This window comes from Pelomonas candidula, assembly GCF_043555985.1.
Taxonomy (GTDB): Bacteria; Pseudomonadota; Gammaproteobacteria; order Burkholderiales; family Burkholderiaceae_C; genus Pelomonas; species Pelomonas candidula.
The window spans coordinates 214,627-231,844 of the sequence record NZ_JBIGIC010000002.1 but is presented as its reverse complement, the minus strand read 5'-3'; the positions used below and the strand labels follow the sequence as shown (position 1 = coordinate 231,844).

The window sequence follows — 17,218 nt, the reverse complement described above, 5'->3', positions numbered from 1 at the left end:
GGTCCAGAGATTCATCCGGCGGCAGGGCAGCCCGGCAAGGGCTTGGGATAATGGCGCGATGCATCCTAATGCCCTGCTGGAGCTGTGCGCCGAGCTGATCGCCGCCGTCAACAAGCTCGACGCGCCGGCCGACGCCACTGTTTCGGCCTTTTTCCGTCAACACAAGAACCTCGGCCAGCGCGAGCGCGCCAGCCTGGCCGAAACCGTCTACGCGTTGTTGCGCGAGCGGCTGAAGTTCCAGAACCTGGCCCAGAGCGGCAGCGGGCCGCTGAACCGCCGCCTGGCCATGTTGGCCTGGCGTGGCAGCGACAGCTTCCTGCGCGGCGCGCTGAGCCCGGCCGAGCAGCAGTGGCTGGCCCAGGTCCAGGCGATCTCGCCGGAGAGCCTGGCTCCAAAGCTGCGCCACAACATGCCCGACTGGCTGGCCGAGCCGCTGCGTGACCGCCTCGGCGAGGACGAGTTCTGGAAACTTGCCACGTCGCTGAACGAGGCCGCGCCGCTGGACCTGCGCGTCAATACGCTCAAGCTCAAGCGTGAGGAGGCCCAGGCGCAGCTCAAGACCTTGGGCATCGACGCGACACCCACGCCGTACTCGCCGCTCGGCCTGCGCATCGAAGGCAAGCCGGTGCTGAACAAGCTGGAGCTGTTCACCAGCGGCGGCGTCGAGGTGCAGGACGAAGGCAGCCAGTTGCTGGCCTTGTTGCTGGCGCCCAAGCGCGGCGAGATGGTCGTGGACTTCTGTGCCGGCGCTGGCGGCAAAACGCTGGCACTGGGGGCGGCGATGCGCAACACCGGCCGGCTGTACGCCTTCGACGTGTCTGGCCACCGGCTGGACGCGCTCAAGCCGCGACTGGCTCGCAGCGGCCTGTCCAACGTCTACCCCGCCCAGATCGCCCACGAGCGCGATGACCGCATCAAGCGTCTGGCCGGAAAGATCGACCGCGTGCTGGTCGACGCGCCGTGTTCTGGCCTGGGCACCTTGCGCCGCAACCCGGACCTGAAATGGCGCCAGTCACCACAGGCCGTAGCGGAGCTGCAGGCCAAGCAGCGTGCCATCCTGGCCAGCGCCGCCCGCCTCGTGAAGCCGGGAGGCCGCCTCGTCTACGCGACGTGCAGCCTGCTGGATGCCGAGAACGAGGTCATCGCGGCCGAGTTCGCTGCAGCCCATCCAGACTTCAAGCCGCTGGACGCCGCTGAGGCGCTGGCCAAGGTCCAGGTCGAGCGGACCGGCGAACTGGTGGAAAACGGCGCACTTCGGATGTGGCCGCACCGGAACGCCACCGATGGCTTTTTCGCCGTCGTCTGGGAACGGGCGGCTTGACCTACGTCAAAGAACGCGTCGCAACGCACGCCCACGCTTGAATGCGGTGCTCTCGCCCCCTTGTTTTTGGGGGCTCTCCTCTACAATTGACATTCCTTTGCATACCCGTCGCGGGTGAGGTCTTGGACGCATGAACGAAATTCTGAACGCGCTGTTGAACTGGCTGGCCAACGGCTTGGCCAACTTCAGTGCTTGGCAACTCGTGATCTACACGCTGGTCGTGACCCACATCACGATTGCATCGGTCACCATCTTCCTGCATCGCGCCCAGGCTCACCGTGCACTGGACCTTGGCCCCATCCCGTCGCACTTCTTCCGCTTCTGGCTGTGGATGACGACCGGCATGGTCACCAAGGAGTGGGTGGCCATCCACCGCAAGCATCACGCCAAGTGCGAGACCGAGGAAGACCCGCACAGCCCGCAGACGCGTGGCCTGAAGAAGGTGCTGGCCGAAGGTGCCGAGCTCTATCGCGCCGAGGCCAAGAACGCCGAGACCATCGCCAAGTACAGCCGCGGCACGCCGGACGACTGGATCGAGAACAACGTCTACCTCAAGCACAGCGCGCTGGGCGTGTCTCTGATGCTGATCATCAACGTGGCACTTTTCGGCGCCATCGGGGCGACGATCTGGGCCATCCAGATGGCTTGGATTCCGATCTGGGCTGCTGGCGTCGTCAACGGCATCGGTCACTACTGGGGCTATCGCAACTTCGAGGCGCCCGATGCGTCGACCAACCTGACGCCCTGGACGTTGATCATCGGCGGCGAAGAGCTGCACAACAACCACCACACCTACCCGACGTCGGCCAAGTTCTCGGTCAAGCCCTACGAATTCGACATCGGCTGGATGTACATCCGCGGCCTGGAGATGCTGGGCTGGGCCAATGTCCGCAAGACGGCGCCCAAGCTGAGCCTGGGTGAGATCAAGCCTGCGGACGCCCGCACGCTGGAGGCACTGATCGCCAACCGTTACGAAGTCATGGCCAGCTACGCCCGTGACCTGAAGGCGGCCTGTGCGGCCGAGCTGGACAAGATCAAAGCCGAAGGCGGCAAGCACACCGAGCGCTTCGCCCAGTTCAAGCAGGCGACCCGCTGGCTGCACCGCGACGAGGAACGCATCCCTGCGGGCGTTCACGGCGACCTGGCCCACGCCCGCGCCGCCAGCCCGGTCATCGACAAGCTGGTGACGATGCGCGAGGAACTGCGCCAGATGTGGACCCGCACGAATGTGTCGGCCGAGCAACTGGTGGCTGACCTGCAGGCCTGGTGCCGTCGTGCCGAGGAAAGCGGCATCGCCGAGCTTCAGGCCTTCTCGATGCGCCTGCGATCCGCGCATGCTTGAGCGCGTTTCGCTTGCGTAAAAGGGCGTCCCTACGGGACGCCCTTTTTCTTATGCTGACCTAGACTTGGTATACGCAGCCTTCCATTCAGGAGCCATGCCATGAAATACCGCTGGATCGCAACGGCCCTGTTCGCGCTGAGCGCGGTTGCTCGGGCCGACGTGCAGGTGAACTTCGTGAAGCCCGAGACGTTCGTCGACATCAAGGACAACCAGGGCTTCAACGACGACAAGGTGCTGGACGACATCAAGGCGCATCTGGTCGAGCAGGCGCAGAAGTACCTGCCTGGTCGCGATGTGCGCATCAACGTGACGGACGTGGATCTGGCTGGTCGCGTCGAGCCTTTCGGCCATAGCGCTGTGTGGGTGCGGGTCATGCGCACCGTCACGCTGCCGTCCATCACGCTGGACTACGAGGTGCGCGAGGGCGACAAGGTCGTGCAGCAGGGTAAGGCCACGATGCGCGACATGAACTACCAGCAAGGTTTCAACAACTACTTCAGCGACGACTCCTTGCGCTATGAGAAGCGCATGATCGACCGCTGGTTCCAGGATCAATTCCGTACGACGACGGCTTCTGCGGCGGCGACACCTTGAGGCGGCTCCAGAAAGAAAAAGCCCGCCAGCGTTGCCGCTAGGCGGGTTTTTTTTGGCTGGTGCCGGAGGTGGCTCGCGCCGCCTGCCATCACTTCAGCTTGATTTCCTTGTACAGGACGTGCTTGCGCGCCTTGGGGTCGAACTTCATGAATTCGAGCTTTTCGGGCGTGGTCTTCTTGTTCTTGTTCGTCGTGTAGAAGTGGCCGGTGCCCGCGGTGGACTCCAGCTTGATCTTTTCGCGGCCGCCTTTGGATGCCATGGTCGTGTTCCTTCAGTAGGTCAGTGAGCGGCGTGCTTTACAGCTCGCCCTTGGCACGCAGGTCGGCGACGACCTGGTCGATGCCGACCTTGTCGATCAGACGCAGAGCGGCGTTGGTGATGCGCAGGCGCACCCAGCGGTTCTCGGATTCCACCCAGAAACGGCGGTATTGCAGGTTCGGCAGGAACCGGCGCTTGGTTTTGTTGTTGGCGTGGGAAACATTGTTCCCGACCATGGGCTTCTTGCCCGTGACTTGACAGACGCGTGCCATGACGCTTCTCCACTCTGACGTTTGACCAGTTGCCCAAGCTGCTTGGGCAACCCTTTGACCGCAAATGCCTGCTAAATCCTCGGCTGAAAGCTCTGGATGCGGTCCATCCGGCAGGCAAGCCCGCGAGTATAGCGGAAAACCCGCGAGCCCCCAAGGGGCTTGGCGGGTTGGCTGGCTCAGCCCTGTTCCTGCTCCAGGAAGCGCTGTGCGTCCAGCGCGGCCATGCAGCCGGTGCCGGCGCTGGTGATGGCCTGGCGGTAGATGTGGTCCTGTACGTCGCCGGCGGCGAAGACGCCCGGCACGCTGGTCATCGTCGCGAAGCCGTTCAGGCCACTGCGCGTGACGATGTAGCCGTCCTTCATCTCCAACTGGCCCTGGAAGATCTCCGTATTGGGCTGGTGGCCGATGGCGATGAAGCAGCCGTGCACGGGGATGTCGACCTTGCTGCCGTCGTTCACGTTCAGCGTCCGCACGCCGGTCACGCCGGAGGCATCGCCCAGCACCTCGTCGAGTTGCTGGTGCAGATGCAGCACGATCTTGCCGGCAGCGGCCTTCTCCATCAGCTTGTCGACGAGGATGGGCTCGGCGCGGAACTTGTCGCGGCGGTGGATGAGGTGGACGACGTTGGCGATGTTCGACAGATAGAGCGCTTCCTCGACGGCGGTGTTGCCGCCGCCGACGACGCAGACTTCCTGGCCGCGGTAGAAGAAGCCGTCGCAGGTCGCGCAGGCGCTGACGCCGCGGCCCATGAAGGAGGTCTCGGACTCCAGGCCCAGGTACTTGGCCGAGGCGCCGGTGGCGATGATCAGCGCGTCGCAGGTGTAGGTGCCGCTGTCGCCAAACAGCGTGAACGGGCGCTTGGAGAAGTCGACCTTGTTGATGTGGTCGAAGACGATCTGCGTGTGGAAACGCTCGGCGTGCTCCTGGAAGCGCTGCATCAGCTCGGGGCCCTGCACGCCCATCACGTCGGCTGGCCAGTTGTCGACCTCGGTCGTCGTCATGAGTTGCCCTCCCTGAGCCATGCCGGTCAGCAGCGTGGGCTTGAGATTGGCGCGCGCAGCGTAGATGGCAGCCGTGTAGCCGGCTGGGCCCGAACCGAGGATGAGCAGGCCGTGATGTTGGATGTTGGCGGTCATGTGAGGGGAGGTGAGGGCGCCAGAGCGTCTCGCAAGGGCGTTTTAGGGGGCGAACCCCGGCGTAACCCGGAGCGGCGAAGCGTGCCGCGTGTGCACAATGCACGCCATTTTAGGCAGGCGTCTTTTGTGGCGCCGGCCTGGGGCCCCAAACCTGGAGAGTGCATATGGCGATGATTTCCAACCTTGACCTGATCCGCCGGGTTCCGCTGTTCTCGATGCTGACGACCGATCAGGCGCAGTCCATCGCCGACAGTGTCGTCAAGCGCCGTTTCAAGCGTGGCGAGCTGATCGTCGAGCAAGGTACGAAGTCCAACGCCCTGTTCATCCTGCTCAACGGCCGTGCGCGCGTGCTGACTGCCGACCAACGCGGTCGCGAGGTCATCCTGGCTGTGCTGCAGTCCGGCGACTACGTTGGTGAGATGAGCCTCATCGACAACGAGCCGCACTCGGCCACCGTGCGCGCCGAGGTGCAGACCGACATGCTCGTGCTGGGGCGGCTGGAGTTCGCGCGCTGCCTGCCCGAGAGCAGCAGCCTGTCCTACGGCATCCTGCGAGGCCTCGTCGCGCGCCTGCGCAACGCCGACCGCCAGATCGAGTCGCTGGCGCTGCTGGACGTCTATGGCCGTGTCGCGCGCACGCTGCTGGACATGGCCGAGGACGAGAAGGGCATCAAGATCATCCGCGGCAAGGTGTCGCGCCAGGACATGGCCAAGGTCGTCGGCGCGTCGCGCGAGATGGTCAGCCGCGTCATGAAGGACCTGGAAGAGCGCGGCGTCATTGAAACGCTTGAGAACGGTTCGGTGGTCATCAAGGAACGGCTGACCCACGACTAAGAGGGTGCCAGGGTGCCCGACATGCCCGTCTTGTCGCCGCAAACGTCCTACCCGTCGTTGCAAATGCTCGCCGTAGTCAACACTACGACTGCGCTTTGCGCCTAGGCTGAAACGCTTTGGAGCAACCTTCCGAGCTCGCCGGGCGCCCTCTCACCCTCTGACGGCACAATGCGGGAATGAGTTTTCCCCTCGGTTCCCTGTTGGGCGGCGCCGATGCCGCCGGCGAACCCGCCAGCCCCAAACCCACCCGCCGCCAGGCGCCCAAGCGCGATGCGGCACCGCCGTCCGCGGCGTCCCGGCTGCTGCGCACGCCGCTCTGGCTGGCGCTGACGGCGCTGCTGCTCGCGCTGCTCGTGCTGGCGATGGGCACGCACGACCTGGGCGATGCGGCCTTCAGCACCAGCGGCAGGCACGACCTCGTCGCCAACCGCGTCGGCAGCCTCGGCGCCTGGGTGTCGGACGGTCTGTTGTTCGTGTTCGGCTTCTCTGCCTGGTGGTTGCCGCTGCTGGCGCTGCGCGGCTGGCTGCGCAGCCTGGCAGGCCTGCTGCGGCATGACGTCGCCCCCGTGCCGCGTTGGAGCCAGCGCGCGCGCTGGTGGGCCGGCGTCGTGCTGCTGATCGGCGCGAGCTGCGCGCTGGAATGGAGCCGCCTCTACGCCTTGGAGCCGCGCGTGCCGGGCAGTCATGCCGGCGGCATCGTCGGTTACGTCCTGGGTCCTCTGGGCATAAAGGGCCTGGGCTTCGCCGGCTCGGGCGTCGTCTGGATCGTGCTGCTGCTGACGGGCATGTCATGGGCGCTGCGTTTCTCGTGGGGCCACCTGGCCGAGCGCATCGGCGAAGGCATCGAGGAGCTGCGCGAGAAGCGCATCGAGAAGCGCGAGATCAAGGCCGACCAGAAGGCCGGTCAACAAGCGGTGAAGGAACGCGAGCAGGAGGTCGAGGTCGAGCGCGAGGCGGAGCGTCAGCTGGAGCGCGACCTTGGCATCGAGCACGATGCGCCGCTGGTCATCGAGCCGCCTGTCGTCGAGGTGCCGCAGTCCACGCGAGTCGCCAAAGAGCGCCAGCAGACGCTGTTCACCGACGTCGGCGACGCCAAGCTGCCCCAGGTCGATCTGCTGGACGCCGCACCCGGCCGCCAGGAGACGGTGACGCCCGAGTCGCTGGAGATGACCAGCCGCCTCATCGAGAAGAAGCTGCGCGACTTCGGCGTGGAGGTGCATGTCGTCGCCGCATCGCCGGGCCCGGTCATCACGCGCTACGAGATCGAGCCTGCCACGGGCGTGAAGGGCTCGCAGGTCGTCAACCTCGCGAAGGATCTGGCCCGCTCGCTGAGCCTCGTGTCCATCCGCGTCGTCGAGACCATCCCGGGCAAGAACTACATGGCGCTGGAGCTGCCCAACGCGCGGCGTCAGACCATCCGCCTTTCGGAGATTCTTGGCTCGCAGGTCTACGCGGACGCTGCGTCCCAGTTGACCATGGGCCTGGGCAAGGACATCGTCGGCCTGCCCGTCGTCGCTGACCTCGCCAAGATGCCGCACTGCCTCGTCGCCGGCACGACCGGCTCAGGCAAGTCGGTGGGCATCAACGCGATGATCCTCAGCCTGCTCTACAAGGCCGAGGCCCGCGATGTGCGCCTCATCCTCATCGACCCCAAGATGCTGGAAATGAGCGTCTACGAGGGCATCCCGCACCTGCTGGCGCCGGTCGTGACGGACATGAAGCAGGCCGGCAACGCGCTGAACTGGTGTGTCGGCGAGATGGAGCGGCGCTACAAGCTCATGTCCAAGATGGGCGTGCGCAACCTGGCCGGCTACAACAAGAAGATCGACGAGGCCAAGGCCAACGGCATCAGCATCCCCAACCCCTTCGCGCTGAACAACGACGACCCCGAGCCGCTGGAGCGCCTGCCTTTCATCGTCGTCGTCATCGACGAGCTGGCCGACCTGATGATGGTGGTCGGCAAGAAGATCGAGGAACTGATCGCCCGCCTGGCACAGAAGGCGCGCGCGGCCGGCATCCACCTGATCCTGGCCACGCAGCGGCCGTCGGTGGACGTCATCACCGGCCTCATCAAGGCCAACATCCCGACGCGCCTGTCCTTCCAGGTCAGCTCCAAGATCGACAGCCGCACCATCCTCGACCAGATGGGCGCTGAGGCGCTGCTGGGCATGGGCGACATGCTCTACATGCCGTCCGGCACCGGCCTGCCCATCCGCGTGCACGGCGCCTTTGTCAGCGACGACGAGGTCCACCGCGTTGTGGAGTACATCAAGTCGCAAGGTGAACCGAACTACATCGAAGGCATCCTCGAAGGCGGTGTGCTCGACGGCATCGACGGCGAGGCGCCCGCGCCGGGCGAGTCCAGTGGTGAGCAAGACCCTATGTACGACCAGGCCGTCGCGATCGTGCTGCAGCATCGCAAGGCGTCCATCTCGCTGGTGCAGCGCCATCTGCGCATCGGCTACAACCGGGCCGCACGGCTGCTGGAGCAGATGGAGAACTCGGGCCTTGTCGGCGCCCTGGCGGCCAATGGCAGTCGTGAGTTGATCATCCCGAAACGAGACGAATGAAGAACCTTCTGCTTTCCCTGACGCTGCTGGTTGCCAGCGTGGCGCATGCCGACGCCGTCGACGCGCTGCGTGATTTCGCCAAGGACGTGAAGAGCGGCAAGGCCAACTTCACGCAGACCGTGACGTCGCCAGACGGCAAGCGCAAGAAGGTGTCGTCGGGCAGCTTCGAGTTCGAGCGGCCCAACCGCTTCCGTTTCGCCTATGCCAAGCCCTTCGAGCAGACCATCGTGGCCGATGGCCAGAAGGTCTGGATCTACGACGCCGACCTCAACCAGGCCAGTTCGCGCAAGCTCGCCGACGCGCTGGGCGCCACACCTGCCGCGTTGCTGGCCGGCACGAACCTGGAGCGCGACTTCACGCTGAAGGCCCAGCCCACTGACGCCGGCCTGGACTGGGTGCAGGCGGTGCCCAAGCAGGCGGAGTCGACCATCCAGTCGCTGAAGCTAGGCTTCAAGGGCAAGGAATTGGCGGCGATGGAGATCGTCGACGGCTTCGGCCAGCGCTCGCGGCTGGACTTCAGTGCCGTGCAGGCCAACGTGCCGCTCACGGCCGAGCGCTTCCAGTTCAAGCTGCCGGCCGGGGCCGACCTGATCGAGCAGTGAGCGGGTCTCTCTTCGACGACGACGACCCGCTGCCCGCCGCCGCGGCAGCCCCTGCTGCACCCACTGCAGGCATCCCGCTGGCCGAGCGCCTGCGACCGAAGACGCTGGACGAGGTCATCGGCCAGCGCCACCTCCTGGGGCCGGGCATGCCGCTGCGCGTCGCCTTCGACGCGGGCCGCCTGCACAGCATGATCCTGTGGGGGCCGCCGGGCGTCGGCAAGACGACGCTGGCGCGGCTGATGGCCGGCGCCTTCGACGCGCAGTTCATCGCCATCTCGGCCGTGCTGGGCGGCGTGAAGGAGATCCGCGAGGCGGTCGAGCGTGCTCAGGTGGCCGCAGCCCAGGGCCGGCGCACGGTCGTGTTCGTCGACGAGGTACACCGCTTCAACAAGTCGCAGCAGGATGCCTTCCTGCCGCACGTGGAGGCCGGGCTGTTCACCTTCATCGGCGCGACGACGGAGAACCCGAGCTTCGAGGTCAATTCGGCGCTGCTGTCGCGTGCGACGGTGCAGGTGCTCAAGAGCCTGGATGCCGAAGAGCTGGGCCAGCTTATCGCCCGCGGCGCGGCGGAGCTGGGCGTGCCCGAGCCGACGCCCGCTGCCGCGCAACGCCTGATCGGCTATGCCGACGGCGATGCGCGCCGGCTGCTGAACGCGTTCGACACGTCGGCTTCGCTGGCGCAGGGCGTGCAGATCGACGAGGCCCTGTTGGAGCGTGCGCTCGGTGAGCAACTGCGCCGCTACGACAAGGGTGGCGACCAGTTCTACGACGTCATCTCGGCGCTGCACAAATCCGTGCGCGGCAGCAACCCGGACGGCGCGCTGTACTGGTTCGCGCGCATGCTGGATGGCGGCGTGGACGCGCGCTACATCTCGCGTCGGCTCATCCGCATGGCCAGCGAGGACATCGGCCTGGCCGACCCGCGCGCGCTGCGCATCACGCTGGATGCGGCCGAAACCTACGAACGGCTGGGTACGCCCGAAGGCGAGCTGGCGCTGGCCGAGGCCGTTGTCTACCTTGCCATCGCGCCCAAGTCCAACGCCGTCTACAAGGCCTTCAACTCAGTCCGCGCGTTCATCAAGCAGGACCAGTCCCGCCCGGTGCCCGTGCACCTGCGCAACGCGCCGACCAAGCTGATGAAGGAGCTGGGCTACGGCAAGGCCTACCGTTACGCGCACGACGAGCCCAATGCTTACGCGGCCGGCGAGCAGTACCTGCCCGACGGGCTGGAAGGCCAGCGCTGGTACGAGCCGGTGCCGCGCGGCATGGAGGTCAAGATTGCCGAGAAGCTGGCCTGGCTGCGCCAGTTGGACGATGAAGCGTCTGCTGAAGGCTAGCGCGGCGCTGGCGGCGCTGTGCATCGGCCTGGCGGTCCAGGCCGCCGACGGCCCTACGCTCACGCGTGTGCGGGAGACCGGCGTTATCGTCATCGGTTATCGGCCGGCGTCGCTGCCGTTCTCCTACCTCGACGCCCAGCTGCGCCCCACCGGGTACACGGTGGAGCTGTGCGACCGCATCGTCGACGCCGTGCGCCAGAAGCTGCAGCTGCCCGACCTCGAGGTGCGCCGCGTCGAGGTGGCGTCGGCTACGCGCATGCCGCTGGTCATCAACGGCACGCTGGACCTGGAGTGTGGCATCACGACGCACAACGCCGAGCGGGCGCGCAACCAGGCGTTCTCGCTGACCATCTTCGTCGCCGAGACGCGGCTGATGACGCGCGCATCCGAGCGCGTGCAAAGCCTGGCCGACCTGCGCGGCCAGCCGGTAGCCTCGACGATCGGCACCACCAGCATCCAGCATCTGGCCAAGGTGAACGAGCAGCAGGGCTTAGGCATCCGCATCCTCGGTGGGCTCGACGACCCCGAGGGCTTGCAACTCGTGCGCAGTGGCCGGGCGTCGGCCTTCCTGATGGACGACGTCATCCTGCGCGCCGTGCTGGCCCAGCAGGGGCCAGGCGCGGACGACTACCGCATCTCCGACACCGCACTGACCATCGAGCCCTACGCCATCGGCCTGCGCAAGAACGATCCGCAGTTCAAGGCGCTGGTGGACGGCGTGCTGGCCGGGCTCTACCGCAGCGGCGAGATCCACGCGATCTACCGCCGCTGGTTCGAGCAGCCACTGCCGTCGCAGGGGCTGAACCTGAAGCTGCCGATGAGCGCGGCGTTCAGGCGCGTGATCGCCAACCCGACGGACTCTCCCGATCCTGAGAAGTATCGTTAGCGATTCTTGGCGGCTTCGTCTGAATCTGAGGCCACGGGGCCGGCAACAAAAATCAGGATAGCTTGATGTCAGGGTCATCAACACAGGTGCTGCTTCCCGCTCGCTTGACCGAGCAACAGCGCTCTCAGCTCAACGTATTCGTGCGCAGTGCGTCAGGCGCCGCGGAGGTGGAATCGTTTTGGCTGCTGGGGCAACCTTACTCGCTGAGTATCGACGACCCCGGTGAAGAAGCGCTGCGCTTCAACCTGGCCGGCTGGGTCCCTGCACAGGCGATAACGATTTGCTGCCATTGCCGTGGCAAAGCCGGCGACTTGCTCCTGGCATTCATCGCCGCTCGGGTTGCAGAAATGTTCTCGGGCTTGATCGCTCTGGGCTCCCGACTGGAGTCGCACACCTCGAATCCGTCGGTTTTGACCGCTGATGGTCGATATCGCTCTGAAGAGCTTGGTGACGTGCTCACGCCCGCATGCATGAATTACTGGGCCGGCACTCCGGAGTTCAAGATGACCAACTGAACGCAGCTTTCGCCGCGATGTTGATCGTGTCCGCGGCGCGCCTCTATCTGAAGTTGTCCAACTGGATGCCGTGCCGGTTCAGCTTGTCATACAGCGTCTTCCTCGGCGTGCCCAGCAGCTCCATCGCGGCGGGCACCTTGCCGTGTGTGCGGCGCAGCGCCTGCTCGATGAGGGTCTTCTCGACAAGGTCCATCTGCCGCGCCAGATTCAATGAAGGCACGGCCTGCATCGCGGCCTGGGGGTCGAGGTCGTCAAGCGCCAGCACGAAGCGGTCGGCCGCGTTGCGGATCTCGCGCACGTTGCCGGGCCAGTCGTGCGCCATCAGCTCTCGCAGCTTGTCCGGCGTCAGCTCGGGCGACGCGCGCTCGTAGCGCACGCAGGCTTGGGCGACGAAGTGCTCGAACAGCAGCGGGATGTCCTCGCGGCGCTCGCGCAGCGGCGGCAGGGTGAGCGTGGCGATGTTGAGGCGGTAGTAGAGGTCGTTGCGGAACTCGTTGCGCTGGGCCTGCTCCCTCAGGTCGCCCTTGCTGGCGGCGATGAAGCGCACGTTGATCGGCACCTCGTCGTTGGACCCCAGCCGCTCGATGCGCCGTTCCTGCAGCACGCGCAGCAGCTTGATCTGCAGCGCGATGGGCATGGTCTCGATCTCGTCCAGCAGCAGCGTGCCGCCGTTGGCGTGTTCGATCTTGCCGATGCGGCGCTTGGCCGCGCTCGTGAACGATCCGGGCTCGTGGCCGAACAGCTCGCTCTCGAACAGCGCCTCGGGCAGGCCGCCGCAGTTGATGGCGACGAAATGGCGGTCGCGGCGCGGGCTCTGGTCGTGCAGGCAGCGGGCCACCAGCTCCTTGCCGGTGCCGGTCTCGCCGACGATGAGCACGTCGGCTGACGTGCCGGCCAGGTTCAGCACCTGGCGGCGCAGCTGCTGCATGGCCGGGCTCTGGCCCAGCAGTGCGGCCTCGATGCCGCTGGCGCTCTGCAGCTGCGCGCGCAGCTCATCGGCCGAGTGGCGCAGCGTGCGCAGGTCCAGTGCGCGCCGCGCGACGTCCACGAGGCGCTCGGGCGCGAACGGCTTCTCGATGAAGTCGTAGGCGCCGGCGCGCATGGCCTGTACGGCCATCGCCACGTCGCCATGGGCGGTGATGAGGATGGTCGGGATGCTGGAGTCGGTCGCCTGCACGTGCGCCTGCAGTGCGCGGCCGTCCATGCCGGGCAGGCGCACGTCGGTGATGAGGATGACCGGCGCACCGGGTTGCAGGTGGGGCAGGGCCTCCTCGGCGCTGCGGCAGGGGATGACGGCCAGGCCTTCCAGCTCCAGCGTCTGCGTGAGGCTGACTCGCACCGGCAGGTCGTCCTCCACGAACACGACCTTGTAGCCCTCAAACATCTCGGCTCTCCCAACTGTCGACGCTCAGGTCGAACTCGAAACTCATGCCTCGCTCCAGTCTGACGGCGCGCAGCGTGCCGCCGAACTCCTGGACGATCTTGGCTGAAATGACCAGGCCCAACCCCAGGCCTTCGCCGGCCGGCTTGGTCGTGAAGAAGGGCTCGAACAGGTGCGGCAGCTCGGCCTCGCCGACGCCCACGCCGCTGTCCTGCACCTGCACCAGCACGCGTTGCTCCGCATCCTGTGCGGCAACCCGCACGTGCAGGCGGCGCTCGTCGCCCGCCTGCATCGCGTCCATCGCGTTGCCGAACAGGTTGACCAGCACCTGCTCCAGCCGGTTGGCCTCGGCGCGCACACGCAGGCCCGCGGGGATGTCGACGTCGGTCTGCAGGTCCATCGCGCGGCTGCGGTGCTCCAGCAGCAGCAGTGCGTTGCGCACGCAGTCCAGCAGCGGCGTGCTGCCGGTGACCTGCTCGTCGGCCTTGCGCGCGAAGCTCTTCAGCTGGCGCGTGATCTGGCTCATGCGCTCCACCATGTCGTCCATCAGCTGCAGGTTGGTCGCGACGGCGTCCTGCCGGCCGTTCTCGAGCAGCCGCTGCGAGTTGCGGGCCAGCGCCCTCAGCGCGGTCAGCGGCTGGTTCACCTCGTGCGACAGCCCGGCCGACATCTGGCCCAGCACCGCCAGCTTGCTGGCCTGCAGCAGCTCGCCCTCGGTCTGCAGGCGCTGGGCGATCTGGGCCTTCAGCGCGTCGTTGGTCTGGCGCAGCTCGGCGGTGCGGCTGTCCACCAACTGCTCCAGCTGCGCGTGCGCCTGTTGCAGCTGCGTCTGCGCCTGTGTCAGCTGGCGCAATGCGCGGCGCCGTGACGAGAGGTAGAGGATGAGCAGGCCGATGCTGGCGCCGAAGGCCGCGCCGCCCCAGGCGGCGATCTGGGCGCGCTGCCGGACCTCGGTCAGGTCCGACAGCGCGATGAGCCGCAGGCCCAGTGGCACCAGTTGACGCTGCTGCGCGAGCATCGGTTTTGCACCGGGCAGCGGCAGCAGCACCTGCTGGCCCTGGTGTACCTCCAGCGACGCGGGAAGTTCCAGGTCGGCGCCTATGGCCTGCGGGTAGCGCGCGCTGGCCTGCAGCGCCTGGCGGCGCGACGGGTCGGCGTGGCCCAGGACGGTGTACTTCCAGGGTTGCACGGAACTCATGATGACGACGTCCTGGTCGTCAGCCACGAGGATGCGCTCGCCCTGTGAGCGCGCGCCCAGGTCCACCCAGGTGGCTTCCAGCGGCGCGAGATTGAAGCGCACGACGATGACGGCGGTCGTGCGGTTGGCCTGGCGCAGCACATGCAGCAGGTAGAAGTCGGTGCTGCCGGTGGTCGGGTCGGCGGCGAAGAAGTGCGTGCGGCCCTGGGCCTGCGCCTCGGCGAGACGGGGCGGTGGTGTCAGCGGCTCGCTGGCTGACAAGACCTGGCCCTGCGCATCGGCGACGAAGATCTGACTCGTGCCGGCGCGCACGTTGACGCGCGCCAGCATCTGGCTGGCGGCGTGGCGGGCCTCGGCGTCGGCGGGCGTCTGCATCAACGCCCGCAACGTCGGGTCGATGGCCAGCAGGCTGGGCAGCGACGCATGCCGGCCGAGTTCGGCGGAGAGATTGGAGGCGTAGAGCTCGAGGCGCTCCGTGCTCAGCGCGGACAGCTGGTCGCGGCCGCTGCGCTCACTGAGGCGGTGCGCCAGCACGAAGCCCAGCACCATCAGCGCCCCGGTCAGGAACAGATGAAAGCCCGGCCGGCTCAGCAGCCGGGGCAGGCGCAGGGCGCGGGGGCGGGAAGAAGCGGGCACAACCATGGCAGCGGGCGTGTAGTGTGCCCACGGCGCGTCGGCGTTGGCATGCCTCGCGGCGGTTTTTTGAGGCTTGGCGGAGAGTCGCCCGGTCGGCGTGCGGTTTGTGCGGATTTCCGCCCGGTTTTGCCAGCCCGACACTCGTGAAATCCGACCTTGACCCGTCCCGTGGGACGGATCGAACGGTCGACCCTTTCAGACGGTCGGTGAATACCCTTGAAACGGCTCGATTGGCATGAGGGTTGCGATTCGTCCCGGGTCGGTTGGCGCATGCTGCGCCCATCAAAAATTGAAGGCCTTCTATGGACTATGAGACGCTCATCCAGCAGATCATCAACGGCCTCGTGCTGGGGGCCATGTACGCCCTCGTCGCACTGGGCTACACGATGGTGTACGGCATCATCAACCTCATCAACTTCGCGCACGGAGAGATCCTGATGGTGGGCGCGATGATCAGCTGGACGCTGGTCACCGCGCTTGCCGACACCGGCCTGCCGGGCTGGCTGCTGATGGTGATCGGCCTGGCGGGCGCCGTCGTCGTCTGCTCGTTGCTGAACTTCGCCGTCGAGAAGATCGCCTACCGGCCGCTGCGCAACGCACCGCGCCTGGCGCCACTGATCACGGCCATGGGCATGTCGCTGCTGCTGCAGGTGCTGGCGATGATCATCTGGAAACCCAATCCCAAGCCCTTCCCGCTGCTGCTGCCGACCGAGCCATTCGACCTGGGCGGTCCGGTCATCACGGTCACGCAGTGCCTGATCCTGGGCCTCACGGTCTGCATCCTGGCCGCGCTGATGTACCTGGTGAACTACACGCGGCTGGGCCGCGCGATGCGCGCCACGGCCGAGAACCCGCGCGTGGCGGGCCTGATGGGCGTGAAGCCCGACTTCATCATCTCCACCACCTTCGTCATCGGCGCCGTGCTGGCCGCCGTGGCCGGCCTGATGTGGGCGGCCAACTACGGCACCGTGCAGCACACGATGGGCTTCATGCCCGGCCTGAAAGCCTTCACGGCCGCCGTGCTGGGTGGCATCGGCAACCTGGCCGGCGCCGTGGTGGGCGGGGTGCTGCTGGGCCTCATCGAGTCCATCGGCGCCGGCTACCTCGGTGACCTGACGGGCGGCGTGCTGGGCAGCAACTACGCCGACATCTTCGCCTTCATCGCCCTCATCCTCGTGCTGACGCTGCGTCCCTCGGGCCTGCTCGGCGAGCGTGTGGCCGACCGCGCCTGAACGGAGCTCCGGACATGCAAACCAAGAAACTCGTCACCTTCATCGCCTCCGCCGTCGCGCTGATCGCCGTACCGCTGCTCGCGCAGCAACTCGGCAACGGCCCGGTGCGCATCATCGACCTGGCGCTGCTCTACGTGCTGCTGGCGCTGGGGCTGAACATCGTCGTCGGCTACGCCGGCCTGCTTGACCTGGGCTACGTGGCGTTCTATGCGGTCGGCGCCTACATGTTCGGGCTGATGGCCAGCCCGCACCTGAGCCAGAACTTCGAGTCCTTCATGGCCGCCTTCCCCAACGGCCTGCACTCGCCGATCTGGCTGGTCATTCCCATGGGCGCGGGGCTTGCGGCGCTGTTCGGCGTCCTGCTGGGAGCGCCGACGCTGAAGCTGCGTGGCGACTACCTCGCCATCGTCACGCTGGGCTTCGGCGAAATCATCCGCGTGTTTCTGAACAACCTGGAGGACCCGATCAACCTGACCAACGGCCCGCGTGGCATCGGCCAGATCGACTCCTTCCACATCTTCGGCGTGGACCTGGGCAAGCCGCTGGAGATCGCGGGCTACACGATCCCGTCGGTGACGCTGTACTACTACCTTTTCCTGGCCCTGGTGGTCGCCAGCGTCGTCATCTGCTATCGCCTCGAGCAGTCACGCATCGGCCGCGCCTGGATGGCCATCCGCGAGGACGAGATCGCCGCCAAGGCCATGGGCATCAACACGCGCAACATGAAGCTGCTGGCCTTCGGCATGGGCGCCACTTTCGGCGGCGTGTCGGGCGCGATGTTCGCGAGCTTCCAGGGCTTTGTGTCGCCCGAGTCGTTCAGCCTGCAGGAGTCCATCATGATCGTCGCGATGGTCGTGCTGGGCGGCATCGGCCACATCCCCGGCGTCATCCTCGGCGCGCTGATGCTGGCGGCGCTGCCCGAGGTGCTGCGCTACCTTGCGGGCGACATCCAGAGCATGACCGACGGCCGCATCGACGCATCCATCCTGCGTCAGCTGCTGGTGGCCTCGGCCATGATCATCATCATGCTGGTGCGTCCGCGTGGCCTGTGGCCGGCGCCGGAGCATGGCAAGGCTGCCCCCGTGGCCACCAAGTGAGGAGGCGC

The 17,218-nt window shown here is 66.6% G+C and carries 16 protein-coding genes; 11 read left to right on the top strand and 5 right to left on the bottom strand.

Going from position 1 to position 17,218, the window contains the following annotated elements; genetic code table 11:
• Positions 1 to 58 precede the first annotated feature (58 nt).
• From ACG04R_RS04600 to ACG04R_RS04590, 3 genes are all read left to right on the top strand, one after another.
• Positions 59 to 1,321 (top strand): RsmB/NOP family class I SAM-dependent RNA methyltransferase, encoded by a 1,263-nt coding sequence (locus ACG04R_RS04600; protein ID WP_394406732.1) that lies wholly within the window; start codon positions 59 to 61, stop codon positions 1,319 to 1,321.
• A 130-nt stretch (positions 1,322 to 1,451) separates the two neighbouring features.
• Positions 1,452 to 2,663, top strand: a complete 1,212-nt coding sequence (locus tag ACG04R_RS04595) for a DesA family fatty acid desaturase (RefSeq protein WP_394406730.1) — start codon at positions 1,452 to 1,454, stop codon at positions 2,661 to 2,663.
• Between the two features lie 99 nt (positions 2,664 to 2,762).
• Entirely contained in the window at positions 2,763 to 3,257 is a 495-nt protein-coding gene (locus ACG04R_RS04590; protein ID WP_394406728.1) for a DUF3016 domain-containing protein, read from the top strand.
• An 88-nt stretch (positions 3,258 to 3,345) separates the two neighbouring features.
• Here the strand turns inward: ACG04R_RS04590 and rpmG are convergent, their stop codons facing one another.
• The 3 genes from rpmG to trxB form a co-directional block, all read right to left on the bottom strand.
• On the bottom strand, positions 3,346 to 3,516 hold the full coding sequence (gene rpmG / locus ACG04R_RS04585; RefSeq protein WP_025564431.1) for a 50S ribosomal protein L33: 171 nt from the start codon (positions 3,514 to 3,516) through the stop codon (positions 3,346 to 3,348).
• 37 nt (positions 3,517 to 3,553) lie between these two features.
• Complete coding sequence (gene rpmB / locus ACG04R_RS04580; RefSeq protein ID WP_025564080.1) at positions 3,554 to 3,787, bottom strand: 50S ribosomal protein L28; 234 nt, start codon at positions 3,785 to 3,787, stop codon at positions 3,554 to 3,556.
• A 176-nt stretch (positions 3,788 to 3,963) separates the two neighbouring features.
• Positions 3,964 to 4,923, bottom strand: a complete 960-nt coding sequence (gene trxB, locus ACG04R_RS04575) for a thioredoxin-disulfide reductase (protein ID WP_394406725.1) — start codon at positions 4,921 to 4,923, stop codon at positions 3,964 to 3,966.
• Between the two features lie 164 nt (positions 4,924 to 5,087).
• On the opposite strand from trxB, the gene ACG04R_RS04570 reads away from it, so the two are divergent.
• From ACG04R_RS04570 to ACG04R_RS04545, 6 genes are all read left to right on the top strand, one after another.
• Positions 5,088 to 5,756 carry a Crp/Fnr family transcriptional regulator gene (locus ACG04R_RS04570; RefSeq protein WP_394406723.1) on the top strand — a complete coding sequence of 223 codons (669 nt, stop codon included), beginning with the start codon at positions 5,088 to 5,090 and terminating at the stop codon, positions 5,754 to 5,756.
• Between the two features lie 176 nt (positions 5,757 to 5,932).
• Complete coding sequence (locus ACG04R_RS04565) at positions 5,933 to 8,326, top strand: DNA translocase FtsK (RefSeq protein ID WP_394406721.1); 2,394 nt, start codon at positions 5,933 to 5,935, stop codon at positions 8,324 to 8,326.
• Positions 8,323 to 8,928: an outer membrane lipoprotein periplasmic chaperone LolA gene (gene lolA / locus ACG04R_RS04560; protein WP_394406719.1), complete on the top strand. Its 606-nt coding sequence runs from the start codon at positions 8,323 to 8,325 to the stop codon at positions 8,926 to 8,928. The genes ACG04R_RS04565 and lolA overlap by 4 nt, the downstream gene beginning before the upstream one ends.
• A gap of 29 nt (positions 8,929 to 8,957) precedes the next feature.
• Entirely contained in the window at positions 8,958 to 10,265 is a 1,308-nt protein-coding gene (locus ACG04R_RS04555) for a replication-associated recombination protein A (RefSeq protein ID WP_394407257.1), read from the top strand.
• Positions 10,243 to 11,151, top strand: a complete 909-nt coding sequence (locus ACG04R_RS04550) for an amino acid ABC transporter substrate-binding protein (RefSeq protein ID WP_394406717.1) — start codon at positions 10,243 to 10,245, stop codon at positions 11,149 to 11,151. Before ACG04R_RS04555 ends, ACG04R_RS04550 begins: the two co-directional genes overlap by 23 nt.
• A gap of 65 nt (positions 11,152 to 11,216) precedes the next feature.
• Positions 11,217 to 11,666 (top strand): DUF6368 family protein, encoded by a 450-nt coding sequence (locus tag ACG04R_RS04545; RefSeq protein ID WP_394406715.1) that lies wholly within the window; start codon positions 11,217 to 11,219, stop codon positions 11,664 to 11,666.
• Between the two features lie 43 nt (positions 11,667 to 11,709).
• Here ACG04R_RS04545 and ACG04R_RS04540 read toward each other — a convergent pair whose 3' ends face one another.
• On the bottom strand, positions 11,710 to 13,050 hold the full coding sequence (locus tag ACG04R_RS04540; RefSeq protein WP_394406713.1) for a sigma-54-dependent transcriptional regulator: 1,341 nt from the start codon (positions 13,048 to 13,050) through the stop codon (positions 11,710 to 11,712).
• Positions 13,043 to 14,881, bottom strand: a complete 1,839-nt coding sequence (locus ACG04R_RS04535; protein ID WP_394406711.1) for a sensor histidine kinase — start codon at positions 14,879 to 14,881, stop codon at positions 13,043 to 13,045. The genes ACG04R_RS04540 and ACG04R_RS04535 overlap by 8 nt, the downstream gene beginning before the upstream one ends.
• A 302-nt stretch (positions 14,882 to 15,183) precedes the next feature.
• Between ACG04R_RS04535 and ACG04R_RS04530 the strand changes: the two genes are divergently transcribed.
• Both ACG04R_RS04530 and ACG04R_RS04525 read left to right on the top strand, forming a co-directional pair.
• Positions 15,184 to 16,113 carry a branched-chain amino acid ABC transporter permease gene (locus ACG04R_RS04530; protein ID WP_394406709.1) on the top strand — a complete coding sequence of 310 codons (930 nt, stop codon included), beginning with the start codon at positions 15,184 to 15,186 and terminating at the stop codon, positions 16,111 to 16,113.
• A 14-nt stretch (positions 16,114 to 16,127) separates the two neighbouring features.
• Positions 16,128 to 17,210: a branched-chain amino acid ABC transporter permease gene (locus ACG04R_RS04525; protein ID WP_394406707.1), complete on the top strand. Its 1,083-nt coding sequence runs from the start codon at positions 16,128 to 16,130 to the stop codon at positions 17,208 to 17,210.
• Positions 17,211 to 17,218 lie beyond the last annotated feature (8 nt).

Bases quoted from the DNA above. Each gene is read 5' to 3' on its own strand.
- ACG04R_RS04600 (WP_394406732.1), top strand. From the start codon at position 59: ATGCATCCTAATGCCCTGCTGGAGCTGTGCGCCGAGCTGATCGCCGCC.
- ACG04R_RS04595 (WP_394406730.1), top strand. From the start codon at position 1,452: ATGAACGAAATTCTGAACGCGCTGTTGAACTGGCTGGCCAACGGCTTG.
- ACG04R_RS04590 (WP_394406728.1), top strand. From the start codon at position 2,763: ATGAAATACCGCTGGATCGCAACGGCCCTGTTCGCGCTGAGCGCGGTT.
- rpmG (WP_025564431.1), bottom strand. From the start codon at position 3,516: ATGGCATCCAAAGGCGGCCGCGAAAAGATCAAGCTGGAGTCCACCGCG.
- rpmB (WP_025564080.1), bottom strand. From the start codon at position 3,787: ATGGCACGCGTCTGTCAAGTCACGGGCAAGAAGCCCATGGTCGGGAAC.
- trxB (WP_394406725.1), bottom strand. From the start codon at position 4,923: ATGACCGCCAACATCCAACATCACGGCCTGCTCATCCTCGGTTCGGGC.
- ACG04R_RS04570 (WP_394406723.1), top strand. From the start codon at position 5,088: ATGGCGATGATTTCCAACCTTGACCTGATCCGCCGGGTTCCGCTGTTC.
- ACG04R_RS04565 (WP_394406721.1), top strand. From the start codon at position 5,933: ATGAGTTTTCCCCTCGGTTCCCTGTTGGGCGGCGCCGATGCCGCCGGC.
- lolA (WP_394406719.1), top strand. From the start codon at position 8,323: ATGAAGAACCTTCTGCTTTCCCTGACGCTGCTGGTTGCCAGCGTGGCG.
- ACG04R_RS04550 (WP_394406717.1), top strand. From the start codon at position 10,243: ATGAAGCGTCTGCTGAAGGCTAGCGCGGCGCTGGCGGCGCTGTGCATC.
- ACG04R_RS04545 (WP_394406715.1), top strand. From the start codon at position 11,217: ATGTCAGGGTCATCAACACAGGTGCTGCTTCCCGCTCGCTTGACCGAG.
- ACG04R_RS04540 (WP_394406713.1), bottom strand. From the start codon at position 13,050: ATGTTTGAGGGCTACAAGGTCGTGTTCGTGGAGGACGACCTGCCGGTG.
- ACG04R_RS04530 (WP_394406709.1), top strand. From the start codon at position 15,184: ATGGACTATGAGACGCTCATCCAGCAGATCATCAACGGCCTCGTGCTG.
- ACG04R_RS04525 (WP_394406707.1), top strand. From the start codon at position 16,128: ATGCAAACCAAGAAACTCGTCACCTTCATCGCCTCCGCCGTCGCGCTG.